Origin of the sequence: Pseudomonas sp. LF-5 (assembly GCF_037626295.1) — a bacterium.
GTDB lineage: Bacteria > Pseudomonadota > Gammaproteobacteria > Pseudomonadales > Pseudomonadaceae > Aquipseudomonas > Aquipseudomonas monsensis.
In genome coordinates this window covers 13,777-28,915 of the sequence record NZ_JARKMT010000017.1, presented here as the reverse complement: position 1 = coordinate 28,915, position 15,139 = coordinate 13,777, and the positions used below count along the sequence as shown (strand labels likewise).

Sequence of the window (15,139 nt, the reverse complement as noted above, 5' to 3'; positions counted from 1 at the left end):
GTCTTGAAATGCCCGGAGATCGGCTCCCTTTCCCCCACGTCCCCTTGGGGGAGAGGGTTGGGGTGATGGGGGAGACTTTTGATCTTAAAATCCCCGCATCAGCGCTTCTGCAACCATCCCAAAAACCCACCTTTCCTCACCGCTACCGGTTTGGCCATCAACGCGAGGCGACTGTTCTGCTGCCGCACCGCCTGCAATTTATTCAAGGCCCGACTCACCTCTGTGCGCTGTTCCATGCACTGACGGGTGAGGTTCTTGTCGAGGCGATAGATGATGCTCGACGTCAACGCCGTGAACGTGGCTTGCGAAGGCGTATCGGCGAGGATGCTCTGTTCGCCCATGACCTCGCTCGGCCCCATGCGTCCGGCTTCGGTCTGGCCGGCGCCATCGGGCACGGTCGCACTGACCACGCCGGTGGCGATGACAAACAGACTGTCGGGCACTTCATCCAGCCCCAGCACCACCTGACCGGCTGCGTACTGTTGCGCGACCATCGACTCGGCGAGGCGATCGCGTTCCTCATGGCTCAACGAGCGGAAGACTTTCACTTCATCGAGCAGTGCCCGGGCGCGGGTCGAGGGCTCGATCACGCCATCGGGGTGCCGGGAAATACCTGCGGCTTCGAGATGACGGTGGGCGAGGTCGAACAGTTGATTGCGTACCTCGCTTTTCTTGCCCAACTCACTGATGAAACCGCTGGCGACGTATTCCGACATCTCTTCACCGGCTTCTTTCAACACGGCTTTGGGCGGTGGATTCAACAGCAGGCTGCTGCTGCCTTGCAGGGTGCGGTCGAGGGCGTCGAGCACGCGCCGGGGGCGAATATGGTTCGGCACCTTGATGCTGATCGAGACACCGTGCAGGTTGGTCGGGCGACTGAGATTGACGATCTTCGCCTTGGCCGCCACCGAGTTCGGCACCACGGCCAGGGTGCCGGTGCTGGTCAGCAGGTGCGTGGCGCGCCAGTCGATGTCGAGCACCTTGCCCTCGACGCCGTCGATCACCACGAAATCGTCCACCTGATAGGGTTTGGTGGTGTTGAGCACGATCCCCGAGAACACGTCGCTCAAGGTGCTTTGCAGCGCCAGGCCGACGACGATCGCCACCACCCCGGAGGTCGCCAGCAAACCTTTGACTGGCAACTCCAGCACATAACCGGCGGCCGCGACGATCGCCGCCAGGAACACCAGTGCGCCGATCACGTCCTGCAACAGCCGACCGCTGTGGCCGATGCGCCGCATCAGCACCAGACCGATCACTTCGGTCAGCACTCGCGCAGCGTACAGCCACCAGACAATCCCCAGCGCCGTCGCGCCCAGTTGCGCCACGCGATCATCGGCCAACAGCGGTGCCTGCAACGGACTCACGCCGGCGTTGATCACCAGCGCGGTAAACGTCAGAAACAGCACCAGCCGCACACCGACTCTCGGGGCGCGATGAGTGAAGGGCGAGAAGTGCCAGAGCAGCGCGTCGAGCACCAGCAGGAGGGCACTCAGAGACAGCAGGTGAGTGAGGAGGAAGGACATGGCAATCTCCGGAGCTGCACGAATTCAGTGAAGATTTTTTGGGTGTTGAAGAGGTTCTTGTGGCGAGGGGATTTATCCCCGATGGGTTGCGAAGCGACCCCGCTCTTATCCAGAAGAAGCAGGGGACTGCTGCGCAGTCCATCGGGGATAAATCCCCTCGCCACAGTTTTGGGTGTGGCGAGAGATCGGGTTCAGTTCAAATGAGTCTTCAGCTCAGCCGCCGCCTGCCGCACGGCCGCCTTCACTTCCGGAATCTGACTCAGCGGGTTGAGCAAGCCAAAGTCATGAATCATCCCGTTGTAGCGCACCGAGGTCACCGGTACACCGGCCGCATCCAGGTGCCGTGCATAGCCTTCGCCTTCATCGCGCAACACGTCGAACTCGGCGGTCTGCACCAGCGCGGCGGGCAGGCCTTTGAGTTGTTCGGCGCTGGCGTTCAGCGGCGAGGCGTGGATCTGCGCACGCTCGGCCGGGTTGGTGGTGTAGTTGTCCCAGAACCACTGCATCATGCCTTTGGTGAGGAAGTGGCCTTCGGCGAACTGCTGGTACGAGCCGTCGTCGAACTGTGCGTTGGTCACCGGCCACATCAGCAACTGGAAGCGCAACGCCGGGGTTTTCTGTTCCTTGGCCATCAAGGCCACGACCGCCGCCATGTTGCCGCCGACGCTGTTGCCGGCCACTGCCAGGCGCTTGCCGTCGACACCGATGTCCTTGCCATGCTCGGCGACCCATTTCGTCGCGGCGTAAGCCTGGTTGATCGCAGTCGGGTACTGCGCTTCCGGCGACGGCGTGTAATCGACATACACCGCCACGGCACCAGAACCCACCACCAGATCACGGATCAGGCGCTGGTGGGTCGGGAAATCGCCCAGTACCCAGCCGCCACCGTGGAAGAACATGAACACCGGCAGCTCGCCTTTGACCTTGGCCGGGCGTACCACTTTCAGGTTGATGGTCTGGCCATCGACCTTGATCGCCTTGTCGCTGACCTCAACCCCGGAGAGGTCCACCTTCACCGAAGCCTGGGCACCGGTCAGCACCGCACGGGCGTCTTTCGGGCTCAGTTGCTCCAGCGGTTTGCCACCGCCGGCGGCGAGGGCGTTGAGGAACGCTTGGGTGTTGTGTTCGACACCGCTGCTTTCGGCGGCGAATGCGTTGCCGATGGACAGGGCGAGGAGGGAAGCGGTCAGGGTTTTCTTGACGATGTTCATGCTGGAAATCCTTTTGACTATGTTTTGAGTTGTTTGCCTGGGTTGCGGGCTGCTGTGGCGCTGGGGTTCAGGCCTCAGCAACACCGTGAGCACAGATTAATGAGCTGTCGAAAAGTGAAAAAGCGGCTATAAAGCGTTTAACTGTCCACCAGGAAGTGACAATGAACCCGTTCGAAGACATGCGTATTTTTTGCCAGGTCATGGACTCCGGCAGCTTCACCGCAGCAGCCGATCAGTTGGGGCTGTCCAAGCAGTTCGTCAGCCGCCGCTTGATGCAACTGGAAGAGCGCCTCGGGGTGCGGCTGTTGAACCGCTCGACCCGGCGCCTGGACGTGACGCCACTGGGCCAGAGCTATTACGAATCGGCGCTACGGCTGTTGAGCGAAGTTGAACAAGTGGAGCAGGGCATTGCCGGGCAGACCGCCGAGCCGCGCGGAACGATTCGCCTGAGTGCGCCGCTGTCGTTTGCCGTGGCGCATTTGGGGTGCCTGCTGCCGATGTTTCTGCAACGCTATCGCGAGGTCACGGTGGAGGTGGATCTGAGCGATCGGCCAGTGGACCTGCTCGGCGAAGGCTATGACCTGGCGCTGCGCATCGGCGTGCTGGAAGACTCGACGCTGATCGCCCGCCGCATCGCCTCCATCGAGCGCGTGTATTGCGCCAGCCCGGCCTACCTTGCAGAACGCGGCACGCCGCTCAAGCCGGAAGAGCTGCACAGCCACGACTGCCTGCCTTATGGCCACGGTCGTTCGGTGCAGTGGCGCTTCAACGCAGGGCAGGGCAAACCGTTGCTGGTGAATGTCACCGGGCGTATGCGCGTGAACAACGGCGAGTTGCTGCGTGATGCGGCGGTGCAGGGGTTGGGCATTACCTATCTGCCGACGTTCATCGTGGGTGCGGCGCTGAAGGATGGCCGGTTGGTGCCGGTGCTGGATGACTTGCGCCCGGAGCCGCTGACGTTATCGGCGGTGTACCCGCAGCATCGTCAGGCTTCGCGGCCGGTGCAGGCGTTGGTCGAGTTTTTGCGTGAACGGTTGAACGAGAGCCACGTCGCCCTCTGAGCCCTGCAGTGGATTTTTCAAACACTGCAAAATCCTGTGGGAGCTGGCTTGCCAGCGATGGCGGTGTGTCAGGCAATACAGCTTTGTCTGATCGGGCCTCATCGCTGGCAAGCCAGCTCCCACAGGTTTTGTGGTGTTTCTAAAAATCAGTTGGCGCGCTTGTCATCGCCCGGCTCGCCGCCGACATGTACGCCACGATCATCGCCGACTTCGCCCGCAGCATGCACGCCACGATCATCACCGACTTCACCGGCGCGGTGGACGCCATGATCATCCCCCGCTTCGGCGTGAGTGCCGCTGCGGCCGGAAGAGGCGCTGCTGCCCGAGTGTCCTGAGCCGTGGTCGCTGCCGCTATGGCCACTGTTGCCGCCGCCACCGCTGCCGCTGTTGCCACCGCCGTGACTGCCACCGCCGCCATTGCCACCGCCGCCGCTTCCACCACCGCTACCGCCGCCGTTGCCGCCATGACCACCACCTCCACCTCCACCACTTCCGCCACCGCCGCCACTACCTCCACCACCACCGCCACCCCCATCCTTGGCATGAGCCGTGGAAACTCCCGACAAACCCTCCGGAATCAGCACCGTAGACGCTGACAGAACTGCGCCGATGGCCATTGCGAGCACGAGCTTTTTAATGTGCATATCGTTCTCCGTCTTTGTGGTCTTGTTTGGGAACGTGGTAGTGCGTGGGTACAGAGATCCGACCCGTTCCCGGAGTCAGTGAATACTCGAAGCCAGTTCGAAAATCGGGATGTACATCAGGATCACGATGACCCCGATCAGCAGGCCGATGAAGGTCATCAGCAGCGGTTCGAACAACTTCACGAACCACTCCAGCCAGCGGCTGATTTCCTCGTCGTAGAAATCGGCGCTGCGCTCCATCATCTGCCCGAGGTTGCCGGACTGTTCGCCAGCGCGCAGCAGGCGCAGGGACACCGGTGTCACCAGGTGATTGAGTTCCAGCGCGGTGGACAGCGATTGCCCCTCGCGCACCCGTTCGCAGGCCTGATCCAGGCGCACCCGCGACGCCACGGTGAGCAAACCGCGCACCATGCTCATGGCGGTCACCAGTGGAATCCCGCCCTGCAGCAGAATCCCCAGCGAACGATAAAAACGCGCCAGTTCATACATGAAAATCCGTTGATGCACGGCCGGCAGTTTCTCCACCAGCCGGTCCAGCCCGCGGCGAAACGCCGGTTGTTTTTGCAGCACGGCAAGGGCGATGACCAGCGCCGCCAGCCCGCCGAAGAACTCGGCCTGATGCGCATGCAGAAACATGCCGCTGCTCATCAGCACCTGCGACAGCCACGGCAGGTTATTCCCCAGCCCTTCAAACACCAGACTGAAACGCGGCACTACATAACCCATCAAGAACAGCACCACGCCACCGCCGACTATCAGCAACAACATCGGGTAGATCGAGGCGCTGATGATCTTCTGGCGCACCTCGTCCATGCGCTGGCGGTAACTGACGTAACGACCCAGCGCATCGCCGACCGCGCCGGTTTTCTCGCTGGACTGTACCAGCGCCACGTACAGCGGCGGGAACACCGCCGACAACTGGCCCAACGCCTGCGAGAAGGACTTGCCCTCGTACAGCAGGCGCACCAGCTCACTCAAGGTTTTGCGGGCGGCGGGGGCGGTTTCTTTTTCGGCGAGGCTTTCCAGCGCATCGATCAGCGGTAGGCCAGCATTGAGCAGGGTGGTCAGCTCCTGGCTGAACAGCACCAGGTTGAAGGTCTCGCGCTGACGCAGTTTCAGCGAGCGCCAATGCTTGTCGGCGTGCGAGCTGAGCACACGCAAACCCTGGTCCTCGGCGATCCGCCGCGCCTCGCTGTCACCCGGCGCTTCGACGCTCAACGACACCACACCCGCCTTGCCAACCGCTTTCAGATGAAATCGCATGGGCCGCGCTCCGTTCACTGCCAATTGGTCACTTCGGCGTTTTCACCTTCGCCGCCGGGCTGGCCGTCCTTGCCCATCGAGAGCAGGTCGTACTCGCTGTTTTCGCCGGGATAGCGGTAGGTGTAATTACGTCCCCACGGGTCCTGCGGCAGTTTTTTCTGCAAATACGGGCCGGTCCATTTCGCCTCGTCACTCGGTGCTGTGACCAAGGCCTGCAAGCCCTGTTCGGTGGACGGGTAGTGACCGACCTCCAGTCGATAGATATCCAGCGCTTTGCTCAGCCCTTCGATCTGCGCCTTGGCCACTTTCACTTCCGAGCGACCGAGTTGGGCGAAGTATTTCGGCGCGACGATCCCGGCCAACAGGCCGAGCACCACCAGCACCACGAGCAATTCGAGCAGGGTAAAACCGCGTTGGCCACGCGGACGATATTGCAGCTTCATGATGACCTCCCGTGAGTGGCAGCCGTGTCGCCTGAGCGGCTTATGCAATTGCCATGCTCAGCCCCCACTGAAAACCACCTGATTGGCTGAAACCCTTGTAAACCGGGCATTTAAAGAGTCGGCACAGTGCTTGCGTATGGCTCAAACGTGATCGGCCATTGGGGCATTTCCCCCAATTTATCGGGGTCGATCCGGGGAGGCCCGACATGAAATTTCTTGCCAGCGGATTGCTCGGCTGTGTGCTGCTCAGCGGCGCCGCGCAAGCCGATGTGTTCATCTCGGTGGACGCCAAGGGCAGCTACGTGCTGTCCAACGTTCACCGGCCCGGACGCACCTACGAACGGGTGATCCGCGAGGCTGACGCCGCAGTGGCCAGCCTTGATCAGCAGCCGCAAATGATCGCCAACCAGCCTTACGCGGAACTGGTGTCGGCGGCGGCCAAGGTCAATCAATTACCCGAAGCGCTGTTGCACGCGGTGATCAACGCCGAGTCTCGCTACAACCCCGGCGCCACCTCACCTAAAGGCGCCGGCGGGCTGATGCAGTTGATGCCCGACACCGCGCGGGAAATGGGCGTGACCGACGTCTACGACCCCAAGGCCAACATCCAGGGCGGGGCCAAATACCTCAAGCGTCTGATGACCCTGTTCGACAACGACATCGCCCTTGCCGTGGCGGCTTACAACGCCGGGCCGGACGCGGTGCTCAGCCGTGGCCGGGTGATTCCGCCGTTTGCCGAAACTCAGCGTTATGTGCCGAACGTATTGCGCCAGTACCGGCGTTTGCAGGGCCTGGCCATGGATGCGCCGTTGTGAGCCCAACCCGGTTTTCCCCACTTTCGGGGCAAACCGGATAGACCCGAAAAGTGGGGGAAAGCGGTGGGGAATATCCCCCGGACTCTCAAGTGGTCGCGGTAACTGATTGAACGGTAATGAGATTTTTTGTGGCACGCGGATTGCTCCAGGGCATTTGTCGAGAAGTGTTCGCGAGAGCACCCACTACGAGGTTACTGATCATGGCTGGCATTCATCACACTCCGTCTCTGTTCAACTGGCTGCTGATCCTGGCTTCGATGCTCAGCGTCGAACTGGCCGGCGCAGCCGTGCGTTGCGAGCGCAATCTGGTGGCCAACGTCGTCGCCTTCGATCAACCGCTGATGTTCAACCGCCTCGGTGCGCAGAACATCAACGGCATGATGTTCGCCCTGCGCCGCGATGTGGTCGATGAACATGAGCAGTCACTGGCTTACGGTGGCGCTGCGGTGCCGGGCAAAGTTTCGCTACGCCCGGACAAGCGTCCGCGGCCGTTGGTGCTGCGCGTGGCCGCCGGCGATTGCCTGACGATCAATCTGCAGAACCTGCTCGACTATCAGGCCAACCCGAACAAGCACTTTGAAAACGAGGGCGAAGCAGAGGGCGTCGAAAACGCTAACGGCGCCGAAGACTTCAAAGTCGACGAGCAGGTCGCCGATCGTCACGTCGGTTTCCAGGTCAACGGCCTGCAAGCGGTGAACAGCATCGATGACATTTCTTCGTTCACCGGGCGTAACGCCAACAGCCTGGTGCCACCGGGCGCGAGCCGCAGTTACACCTTGTTCGCCGAACGTGAAGGCGCGTTTGCCGTCAGCAGCCGTGGCGCGACGTTTGGCGGCGAGGGCGCGGCCGGCAACGTTGCCAACGGTCTGTTCGGCCAGGTCGTCGTGCTGCCCAAGGGCGGTCGCACTTATCGCAATACCCTCACCGAAGAAGAAATGCGCCTGGCCACGACTGGCCGCGCACCCACCGGCCAACCCATTGTCGATTACCAGGCGCGCTACCCGCAGCGCGAACCTTGGTTACGCGAAGGCAAGGCCGGCACGCCGATCATCGGCATGGTCGACGGCAATGAAATCATTTCCAGCGAAAGCGATGCGATTGTCATGGGCAGCAACGCCGATGGCAGTTTCCCGTCCAGCACCTATCCGCTGGAAACGATGGGCAAACGCAACCCGGCGATCCCCAACCGCTTGGAACCGTTCCGCGATTTTGCCTCGCAGTTCCAGGACGAAACCGCCGCGACTCAAGCGTTCCCTGCATATTGGGCCGATCCGGTGATGGCCCATGTGCTGGAGCCGACCCGCGACTCGTTCATGATCAACTACGGCTCCGGCGGCATGGGCGCCGAAGTGGTTGCCAACCGCTTGGGCGTGGGGCCGATGCACGACTGCCTGTCGTGCGCCTATGAAGAATTCTTCCTCAGCTCGCACACGGTTGGCGATGTGGCGATGCTGGTGGACGTGCCGGCCAACACCGGGCTGGAGAACATCGCCCCGGGCCAGACACCGCGCGCCGATCAGATCGGTGTGAAAGCGACCATGGCCCTGTATCCGTCGGAGCCGTCGAACGTCAACCACAGCTACATCGGTGACTTCGTCAAATTCCGCAACACCCACAATGGCCACGAGCAGCACATCTTCCACCTGCACGGCCATCAGTGGCTGTTCAACCCCAACGACGACAACTCCGATTACGTCGACGCCCAAGGCATCGGTCCGGGCGCCGGCTACACCTATGAAATCGCCAACGGTGGTTCGGGCAACCGCAACCGCGTGGCCGGCGACGCAATCTATCACTGCCATTTCTATCCGCACTTCGCCCAAGGCATGTGGGCCATGTGGCGGGTGCACGATGTGTTCGAAGAGGGCACTCGACTTGATGTTTCGCAGCAGGGCGCCGACGGCTACCACAGCGAACCGTTTGCCTTGCGCAGCGGCAAACCGGCGGCCGGCGCACGGGCTTTGCCCGATGGTGAAATCGTCGCCGGTACGCCGATTCCGGCCATTGTGCCGCTACCCGGCAAAGCCATGGCGCCGATGCCTGGCAAAGTCGTGGTGGTGCCGAAAATCGGTGAAACCCTGGTCGCCGGCCATGATGACGAGGATGACGAAGATGAGGGCGATGATGACGGTGAACACCATGGCGGCAACGCGGGTGGTCAGGCCATCGGCTCACTGGCGCTGGTCGATCGCAGCGAAGCCAACCGCAATGCCGACGGCAGCCTGAAAAACCCTGGCTACCCGTTCTGGATCGGCGGCATGGAAAGCTCGGTCGGCCAACGTCCGCCAACCCCGCCGCTGGACATGCTCGACGCCGCCACCGCGCAATCGCTCAAGGCCAGCGGCAAGGCGCTGTGGGCCAACCTCGACCCAGCGCAGTCCGGTGGTTGGGATGGCGGTTTGCAGCGGCACGCACTCGATGGCGTCGCGGCCGGTGGCGAGGCACACACCGTGACCACTTCGCTGGACTTCTCTAAGGAAGTCACCCGCGCCAAACCGATTTACCTGCCCGAAGAAGGCACCGAAGTCGAACAGGCGGCGATGGCCTTCCACGCGAAAAAAGATCACCCAAGCTACGCCCTGCTGCCCGGCAATCAAGTGGTGGCCAAGGCGTTCCGCACCAACGGTGCCTTGCCGATGGCCGGCGCGCCGTACTACGAACCGTGCATGGACGATCGGCAAAAACGCCTGACCAGCAATGCCGGCAGCGGCGAGTTCGCCAGCGGTGAGCGCATCGACGGCATGTCCTTTGTAGGCGCCTCGACCTTCACCGCCGATCGCCCACGGATCTACAAAGCCGCCAACATCCAGTTTGATGCGGTGTACAACAAAGTCGGTTATCACTTTCCGCAGGCGCGCATTCTGGCGCTGTGGGAAGACGCTTGGCCGGTGATCACCAAGCAGCGTCCGCCAGAGCCGCTGGTGATGCGCATGAACACCTTCGATTGCGTGCAATACCAGCAAACCAACCTGGTGCCGGCCACTTACGAGATGGACGATTATCAGGTGCGCACGCCGACCGACGTGATCGGCCAGCATATTCACCTGCCGAAGTGGGATTTGACCTCGGCGGACGGCTCTTCCAACGGCTGGAATTACGAGGACGGCGTGCTCTCGCCCGGCGCTGTGCAGGAGCGCATTCACGCGATCCGCGAGTTCAACCAGTGCGCCGGTACTGATCCGCGTGACGGCACTCAGGCCTGCCCGAAAGCCAGGAACCATCCGTTCTTCGGCCAGTACGGCCGCGCCGACTGGCTGGGTGCGCGCACGGCGATGCAGCGCTGGTTCGTCGATCCGGTGGTCAACGCCAAAGGCGTGGACCGCGGCCTCGGCACGATCTTCACCCACGACCACTTAGGCCCATCGACGCACCAGCAGATCGGTCTGTACGCCACCGTTCTTGCAGAGCCGGCCGGTTCGACCTGGTTCCACGCCGAAACCGGCGAGCCTCTCTATAGCGGCGCGCGGCAGGACGGCGGGCCGACGTCGTGGCAAGCGGTGATCAACACCGGCGACCTCGACGGCGATGGCAAGAACGACAGCTTCCGCGAGTTCTTCCTCGAATACAGCGACTTCCAGCACGCCTATGAGGCCGGCGTCTATGTGGGCGCCGGTCCCAACGGCGTGCCGAATGCGCAGGCGTTCCCGGCCACCGCCGACAGCTTCCGCTACGCGATCAATCCGCCAGTGCGCAACAACGCCAGCAACTTGCTTGAAGGGGTGCTGGAGGTGCAGGGCGGTCAGGTCCCGGGCTGCCCGAGCCGGCCATGCCCGCAGGCGATTTCGGTGGATGACCCGGGCATGTTCGTCGTCAACTATCGCAACGAACCGCTGGCCCTGCGCGTGTACGACCCGAACAAGGTCGGCCCGGACGGCAAGCGCGGCATGCAGGCCGACGGCCTTGGCGGTGATCTGGCGTTCGCCATGCAAAGCCGTACCGACCGGGCGATTCCGGCGATGAACCTGGCGCCGAATCTGCTCACCTCGGCGACCGGCCCCACCGGTGGCACCACGCTTTTTCCGCCGCACATCAACAAGGGCGGCGCCGAGCCGGGCGATCCGTTCACGCCAATGCTGCGTACTTACACCGGCGACAACGTGCGGCTGCGGGTGCATGCCGGTGGCCATGAGGAAGAGCACAACGTCACCTTGCACGGGGTGAAATGGCTGCAGAGCGGTTCCGGGTTCGGCAACAGCTCCAACTCCGGCTGGCGTGCGTCGCAGATGATCGGCATCTCCGAGCAGATGGGCTTCATTGCGCCGGTGTCGATGCTGTCCAGTTCGGCGGCGACCACGGGCGACTATCTGTACTCGATGGACGCTTCGATCGAAGGCTACTGGAGCGGTATCTGGGGCGTGATGCGCAACTACACCGCCAAACGCAGCGACTTGTTCGCCATCCCCAACAACCCGAATCCGGCAGGCATGCGTAACACCGTCGCGTTCGAGGGCAGTTGCCCGCGCTATGGCGCCAACCCTAACGGTATTGGCACCCGGCCAACGGTGCAGCGCAACTATGAGGTGGTCGCGGCGCTGGCCAATGACATCCTCGGCAATACGCTGGGCCTGACCATCGGCGATCCCGAAGGGCTCGGCCAGCATGTCGGCGGGCCGCTCAATCCCGCGGGCGGCACCCTGGTGCTGAACTCGCGCACGGTGAGCATTCCACAAGTTACCGTGACCGATCCCGAGGATGGCGAAACCATCACCATCGGCGGACAGAGCGGGCCGCTGCATGATCCGACCGCGATTCTGTACGTGCGCAAATCCGATCTGGATCCGGTGAGCGGCAAGCTCAAACCCGGCATCCCGGTCGAACCGCTGGTGCTGCGCGCAGCGGCGGGGGATTGCATCAACATCACCCTGGAAAACCGTCTGCCGAGCGTGATGCCCGACCTGACCCAGACTGCGGTGATGCAAGGCATGGTCAAGCGTGATCGCAACAGTGGTCTGGGCTCGACCACCTTCAGCAACAACCTGATGCGGCCGTCCAGCCACGTCGGTCTGCACGCGCAGTTGCTGGCCTACGACATCACCAAATCCGACGGCGCCAACGTCGGCGCCAATCCGATCCAGACCGTGCCACCGCGTGTCGGCAACAGCGGCGCGTACCCGACCCGGACCTATCAGTACTACGCCGGGCATCTGGAGCGTGAAGGCAAACCGGTGACGCAACTGGGCCGCAGCGTCGACAACATCAACGCCACAGCGGTGGAGTTCGGTGGCTTGAACATCACCCCGGCGGACGTGATCAAGCAGCCGCAAAAAGGCCTTGGTGGAGCGATGAGTATCCTGCCGATTGGCGCAACCTGGGTCGACGATGCGCGCAAGGTCAACGCCACGGTCACGGCGCCTGGGCAAACCAGCTACCGCGATTTTGCGATGGTCTGGCACAAGGCGTTGAACACCCGTTGGGCCAATGGCCGGCCGGTGGAAGGGATTGCCGCTGAGGGCTTCGGCGTGCCGACCGATCCGCAGGACAACTCGAGCATGGCGATCAACTACAAGACCGAGCCGCTGTGGTATCGCTTCGGCCTCGCTCCGGACGCACCGTTCGGGCATGCCGATGGCGCGGGTTACGGCGACATGAGCAATGCGCACATGGCTTACAGCAATGCGCTGATCGGTGGCGATCCGCAGACGCCGGTGCTGTATGCCAAACCCGGACAGCCATTCCGTACGCACATTCTGATGCCAAGCGGTGGCAGTCGCGGCACCACGTTCCAGCTCGACGGGCATGTCTGGTCGGTGAACCCGTTCCTGGCCGAGAAGAGCGACACCGGGGGGTATCCGATGGGCTCGCCGGGCGTGGGCTCGGTGCGCTTCGGCTACAACCCGATGTCGATGTACATCGGCGCCCACGAGAGCATCCTGCCGGCCGCGCACTTCAGCTTCATGATTCCGAGCGCTGGTGGCAGCAATGCGATACCGGGGGATTACCTGTTCCGCGACTACGCCGCTTACGGCAACACCTCCGGGTTGTGGGGCTTGCTGCGGGTGACCAACGAACCGGAACCGGCGCCGCAGGGGCAGTAGAAGCAGGTGCAACGACAACATGCCTGTGGATGCAAATCCTTGTGGGCAGTGGTGGCAGTGAGGAAGCGGGATGACTGCAAATCCCTTGTGGGAGCGAGCTTGCTCGCGAATGGGAGCAACCCGGATTCAAGGGTGCAGCGGAAGACGCCTTCGCGAGCAAGCTCGCTCCCACAGGTACCGCGTCGTTTGGACTGAATGTGTAGGGGAGTGCTGGATGAACAGGATCATCAACATCATCGGTATTTGCACGCTGGCCATGGCCGGGGCGTTGCTGACGCTGAGTGAGATCGCGCTGGCGCAAACCGGGGCGGGTCAGACGCTGAACCGTGACGGCGTGGCGGTGGATTTCAACCTCAAGCCACTGGCCGCCGACGGCAAGCTGCGCGAAGGCGAATTCGCCGATGTGCAGTTCCGCGTCACCGACAGCGCTTCCGGCCAGCCGTTGTCCGGGGTAGCGCCGGGCGCCTGGGTCGATCCGCAAACCCTCGCCGCCGATCAAGCCCAGGGCCGCGACCAGAGCTGCAAAGCCCGGGTCGGGGTGTTTCTCAAATCCAACATCGGTGCGCGGCCGTTGCTCGACCTCAACAGCTATTTCCTGCTGGTGATGAACCGCGACGCCAGCATCGCTGTGGTCGATCCGTCGGTGTCGGTCGGCGGCATCACCAGCACCCTGGCGCGGATCGAACTCAAGCAACCGCCGATGGACTGGGTCACCCCCAAAGACAACAAACGCGTATTCGTCTCGATGCCGATGGCCGGCGAAGTGGCCGTCATCGACAGCGAGCAATTCAAAGTCCTCGACTCAATCGCCGCTGGCAGCCAACCGGTACGCGTGGCACTGCAACCGGATGAACGCCTGCTGTGGGTCGGCAACAACGCGAGCAAAGCCGAAGGCTCCGGCGTCACGGTGATCGACAGCCAAAGCCTCAAACCCCTCAAACACTTGCAGACCGGGCGCGGCCACCACGAAATCAGCTTCAGCAAGGACAGCCGTTTCGCCTTCGTCAGTAACCGCGACGACGGCACCGTCAGCGTGGTCGACATCGCCAGCCTGAACATCGTCCAGCAGATCAAAACCGGCTCGCATCCGCTGTCAGTCTCCTATTCAGCGCTGTCCGGCGCGGTGTATGTGGCCGACGGCGAGGACGGCACCGTGACTGTGATCGACGCCAGCACCCACGCCATCCGCCGGGTGATCAACTTGCAACAAGGCCTCGGCCCCATGGGCTTCAGCGCTGACGGCCGCTTCGGCATGGTGCTCAACACCGTGGAAAACCGCGCCACGGTCATCGACGCCGCGACCAACAGCGCCATCCATGATCTGGACGTTTCCGCCGAGCCCTACCAAGTGGTGTTCACCCAGGCCTACGCCTACATCCGCGGGCTCGCTTCACCGAAAGTCACCATGATCAACCTGTCTTCTTTAGGCGAAGGCCGCCAGCCAATCAGCCAGGGTTTTGAAGCCGGCCCGCAACCACCGCGTATGGCCGGGGATTTGCCGCTGGCCTCGAGCCTGGCGGTGTCACGCGACGACAACGCGGTGTTCGTGGTCAACCCGGTCGACAACACCACCTACTTTTACGCCGAAGGCATGAACGCGCCGATGTCCGGTTACCCCAACCGTGGCCAGATCGCCCGAGCCGCCATGGTCATCGACCGCAGCCTGCGCGAAGTCTCGCCGGGGCTCTACAGCGCGCGGGTGAAATTGCCGGCGGCAGGGCGCTTCGATGTGGCATTCCTGCTCAACCAGCCGAACATCATTCACTGTTTCACCGCGCAGATCGACGCCGATGGCAACGCAAAAAAACACCTCGGCCAGCCGAAAGTCGAGTTCCTCCTCGACAAGACTGCCGTGGCGCTCAACGACCCCTACGTCGTGCGTTTCCGCATCGTTCAGGGCAAAGACAAGACCCAGCGCAGCGGTGTGAAAGACGTGCAACTGCGCTACTACCTCGCACCCACCTCGCACCCGCGTGAAGTGACGGCGCTGGAAGTCGCCGACGGCGTGTACGAAGCGCCAATCACCCTCGACCGCAGCGGCGCCTGGTACCTGCATGTGCGTGCGGAGTCGCTGGGCGCCGGTTTCGATGACAAGACCTTTGCCAGTGTTCGGGTAGCTCCCGGCCTGGCCCGTTGAAGAG

The 15,139-nt window shown here is 62.7% G+C and carries 9 protein-coding genes; 4 read left to right on the top strand and 5 right to left on the bottom strand.

Annotated features, from left to right (window positions below; translation table 11 throughout):
- Nucleotides 1-98: 98 nt before the first annotated feature.
- Nucleotides 99-1,526, bottom strand: coding sequence for a mechanosensitive ion channel family protein (locus tag PseuLF5_RS27750; RefSeq protein ID WP_340135085.1), 1,428 nt, complete (start codon nucleotides 1,524-1,526; stop codon nucleotides 99-101).
- A 191-nt stretch (nucleotides 1,527-1,717) separates the two neighbouring features.
- Nucleotides 1,718-2,737 (bottom strand): alpha/beta hydrolase, encoded by a 1,020-nt coding sequence (locus PseuLF5_RS27745; protein WP_222833253.1) that lies wholly within the window; start codon nucleotides 2,735-2,737, stop codon nucleotides 1,718-1,720.
- 161 nt (nucleotides 2,738-2,898) lie between these two features.
- Between PseuLF5_RS27745 and PseuLF5_RS27740 the strand changes: the two genes are divergently transcribed.
- Nucleotides 2,899-3,798, top strand: coding sequence for a LysR family transcriptional regulator (locus PseuLF5_RS27740; RefSeq protein ID WP_222833252.1), 900 nt, complete (start codon nucleotides 2,899-2,901; stop codon nucleotides 3,796-3,798).
- Between the two features lie 146 nt (nucleotides 3,799-3,944).
- Here PseuLF5_RS27740 and PseuLF5_RS27735 read toward each other — a convergent pair whose 3' ends face one another.
- The 3 genes from PseuLF5_RS27735 to gspG form a co-directional block, all read right to left on the bottom strand.
- Nucleotides 3,945-4,442 carry a hypothetical protein gene (locus PseuLF5_RS27735; RefSeq protein ID WP_340135084.1) on the bottom strand — a complete coding sequence of 166 codons (498 nt, stop codon included), beginning with the start codon at nucleotides 4,440-4,442 and terminating at the stop codon, nucleotides 3,945-3,947.
- A 75-nt stretch (nucleotides 4,443-4,517) separates the two neighbouring features.
- Nucleotides 4,518-5,705 carry a type II secretion system F family protein gene (locus tag PseuLF5_RS27730; RefSeq protein WP_083368624.1) on the bottom strand — a complete coding sequence of 396 codons (1,188 nt, stop codon included), beginning with the start codon at nucleotides 5,703-5,705 and terminating at the stop codon, nucleotides 4,518-4,520.
- 14 nt (nucleotides 5,706-5,719) lie between these two features.
- Nucleotides 5,720-6,148 (bottom strand): type II secretion system major pseudopilin GspG, encoded by a 429-nt coding sequence (gene gspG / locus PseuLF5_RS27725; protein ID WP_123463262.1) that lies wholly within the window; start codon nucleotides 6,146-6,148, stop codon nucleotides 5,720-5,722.
- 206 nt (nucleotides 6,149-6,354) lie between these two features.
- Between gspG and PseuLF5_RS27720 the strand changes: the two genes are divergently transcribed.
- The 3 genes from PseuLF5_RS27720 (at nucleotide 6,355) to PseuLF5_RS27710 (ending at nucleotide 15,135) form a co-directional block, all read left to right on the top strand.
- Nucleotides 6,355-6,963, top strand: coding sequence for a lytic transglycosylase domain-containing protein (locus PseuLF5_RS27720; RefSeq protein WP_340135083.1), 609 nt, complete (start codon nucleotides 6,355-6,357; stop codon nucleotides 6,961-6,963).
- A 200-nt stretch (nucleotides 6,964-7,163) separates the two neighbouring features.
- The gene (gene mnxG / locus PseuLF5_RS27715) at nucleotides 7,164-12,998 is read left to right on the top strand and encodes a manganese-oxidizing multicopper oxidase MnxG (RefSeq protein WP_340135082.1); all 5,835 of its coding nucleotides are present in this window, start codon (nucleotides 7,164-7,166) and stop codon (nucleotides 12,996-12,998) included.
- 214 nt (nucleotides 12,999-13,212) lie between these two features.
- Nucleotides 13,213-15,135 carry a YncE family protein gene (locus tag PseuLF5_RS27710; RefSeq protein WP_340135081.1) on the top strand — a complete coding sequence of 641 codons (1,923 nt, stop codon included), beginning with the start codon at nucleotides 13,213-13,215 and terminating at the stop codon, nucleotides 15,133-15,135.
- Nucleotides 15,136-15,139: the final 4 nt, after the last annotated feature.

What these genes read in the sequence shown, in the direction of transcription:
- PseuLF5_RS27750 (WP_340135085.1), bottom strand. Translation starts at nt 1,526, where the DNA reads ATGTCCTTCCTCCTCACTCACCTGCTGTCTCTGAGTGCCCTCCTGCTG.
- PseuLF5_RS27745 (WP_222833253.1), bottom strand. Translation starts at nt 2,737, where the DNA reads ATGAACATCGTCAAGAAAACCCTGACCGCTTCCCTCCTCGCCCTGTCC.
- PseuLF5_RS27740 (WP_222833252.1), top strand. Translation starts at nt 2,899, where the DNA reads ATGAACCCGTTCGAAGACATGCGTATTTTTTGCCAGGTCATGGACTCC.
- PseuLF5_RS27735 (WP_340135084.1), bottom strand. Translation starts at nt 4,442, where the DNA reads ATGCACATTAAAAAGCTCGTGCTCGCAATGGCCATCGGCGCAGTTCTG.
- PseuLF5_RS27730 (WP_083368624.1), bottom strand. Translation starts at nt 5,705, where the DNA reads ATGCGATTTCATCTGAAAGCGGTTGGCAAGGCGGGTGTGGTGTCGTTG.
- gspG (WP_123463262.1), bottom strand. Translation starts at nt 6,148, where the DNA reads ATGAAGCTGCAATATCGTCCGCGTGGCCAACGCGGTTTTACCCTGCTC.
- PseuLF5_RS27720 (WP_340135083.1), top strand. Translation starts at nt 6,355, where the DNA reads ATGAAATTTCTTGCCAGCGGATTGCTCGGCTGTGTGCTGCTCAGCGGC.
- mnxG (WP_340135082.1), top strand. Translation starts at nt 7,164, where the DNA reads ATGGCTGGCATTCATCACACTCCGTCTCTGTTCAACTGGCTGCTGATC.
- PseuLF5_RS27710 (WP_340135081.1), top strand. Translation starts at nt 13,213, where the DNA reads ATGAACAGGATCATCAACATCATCGGTATTTGCACGCTGGCCATGGCC.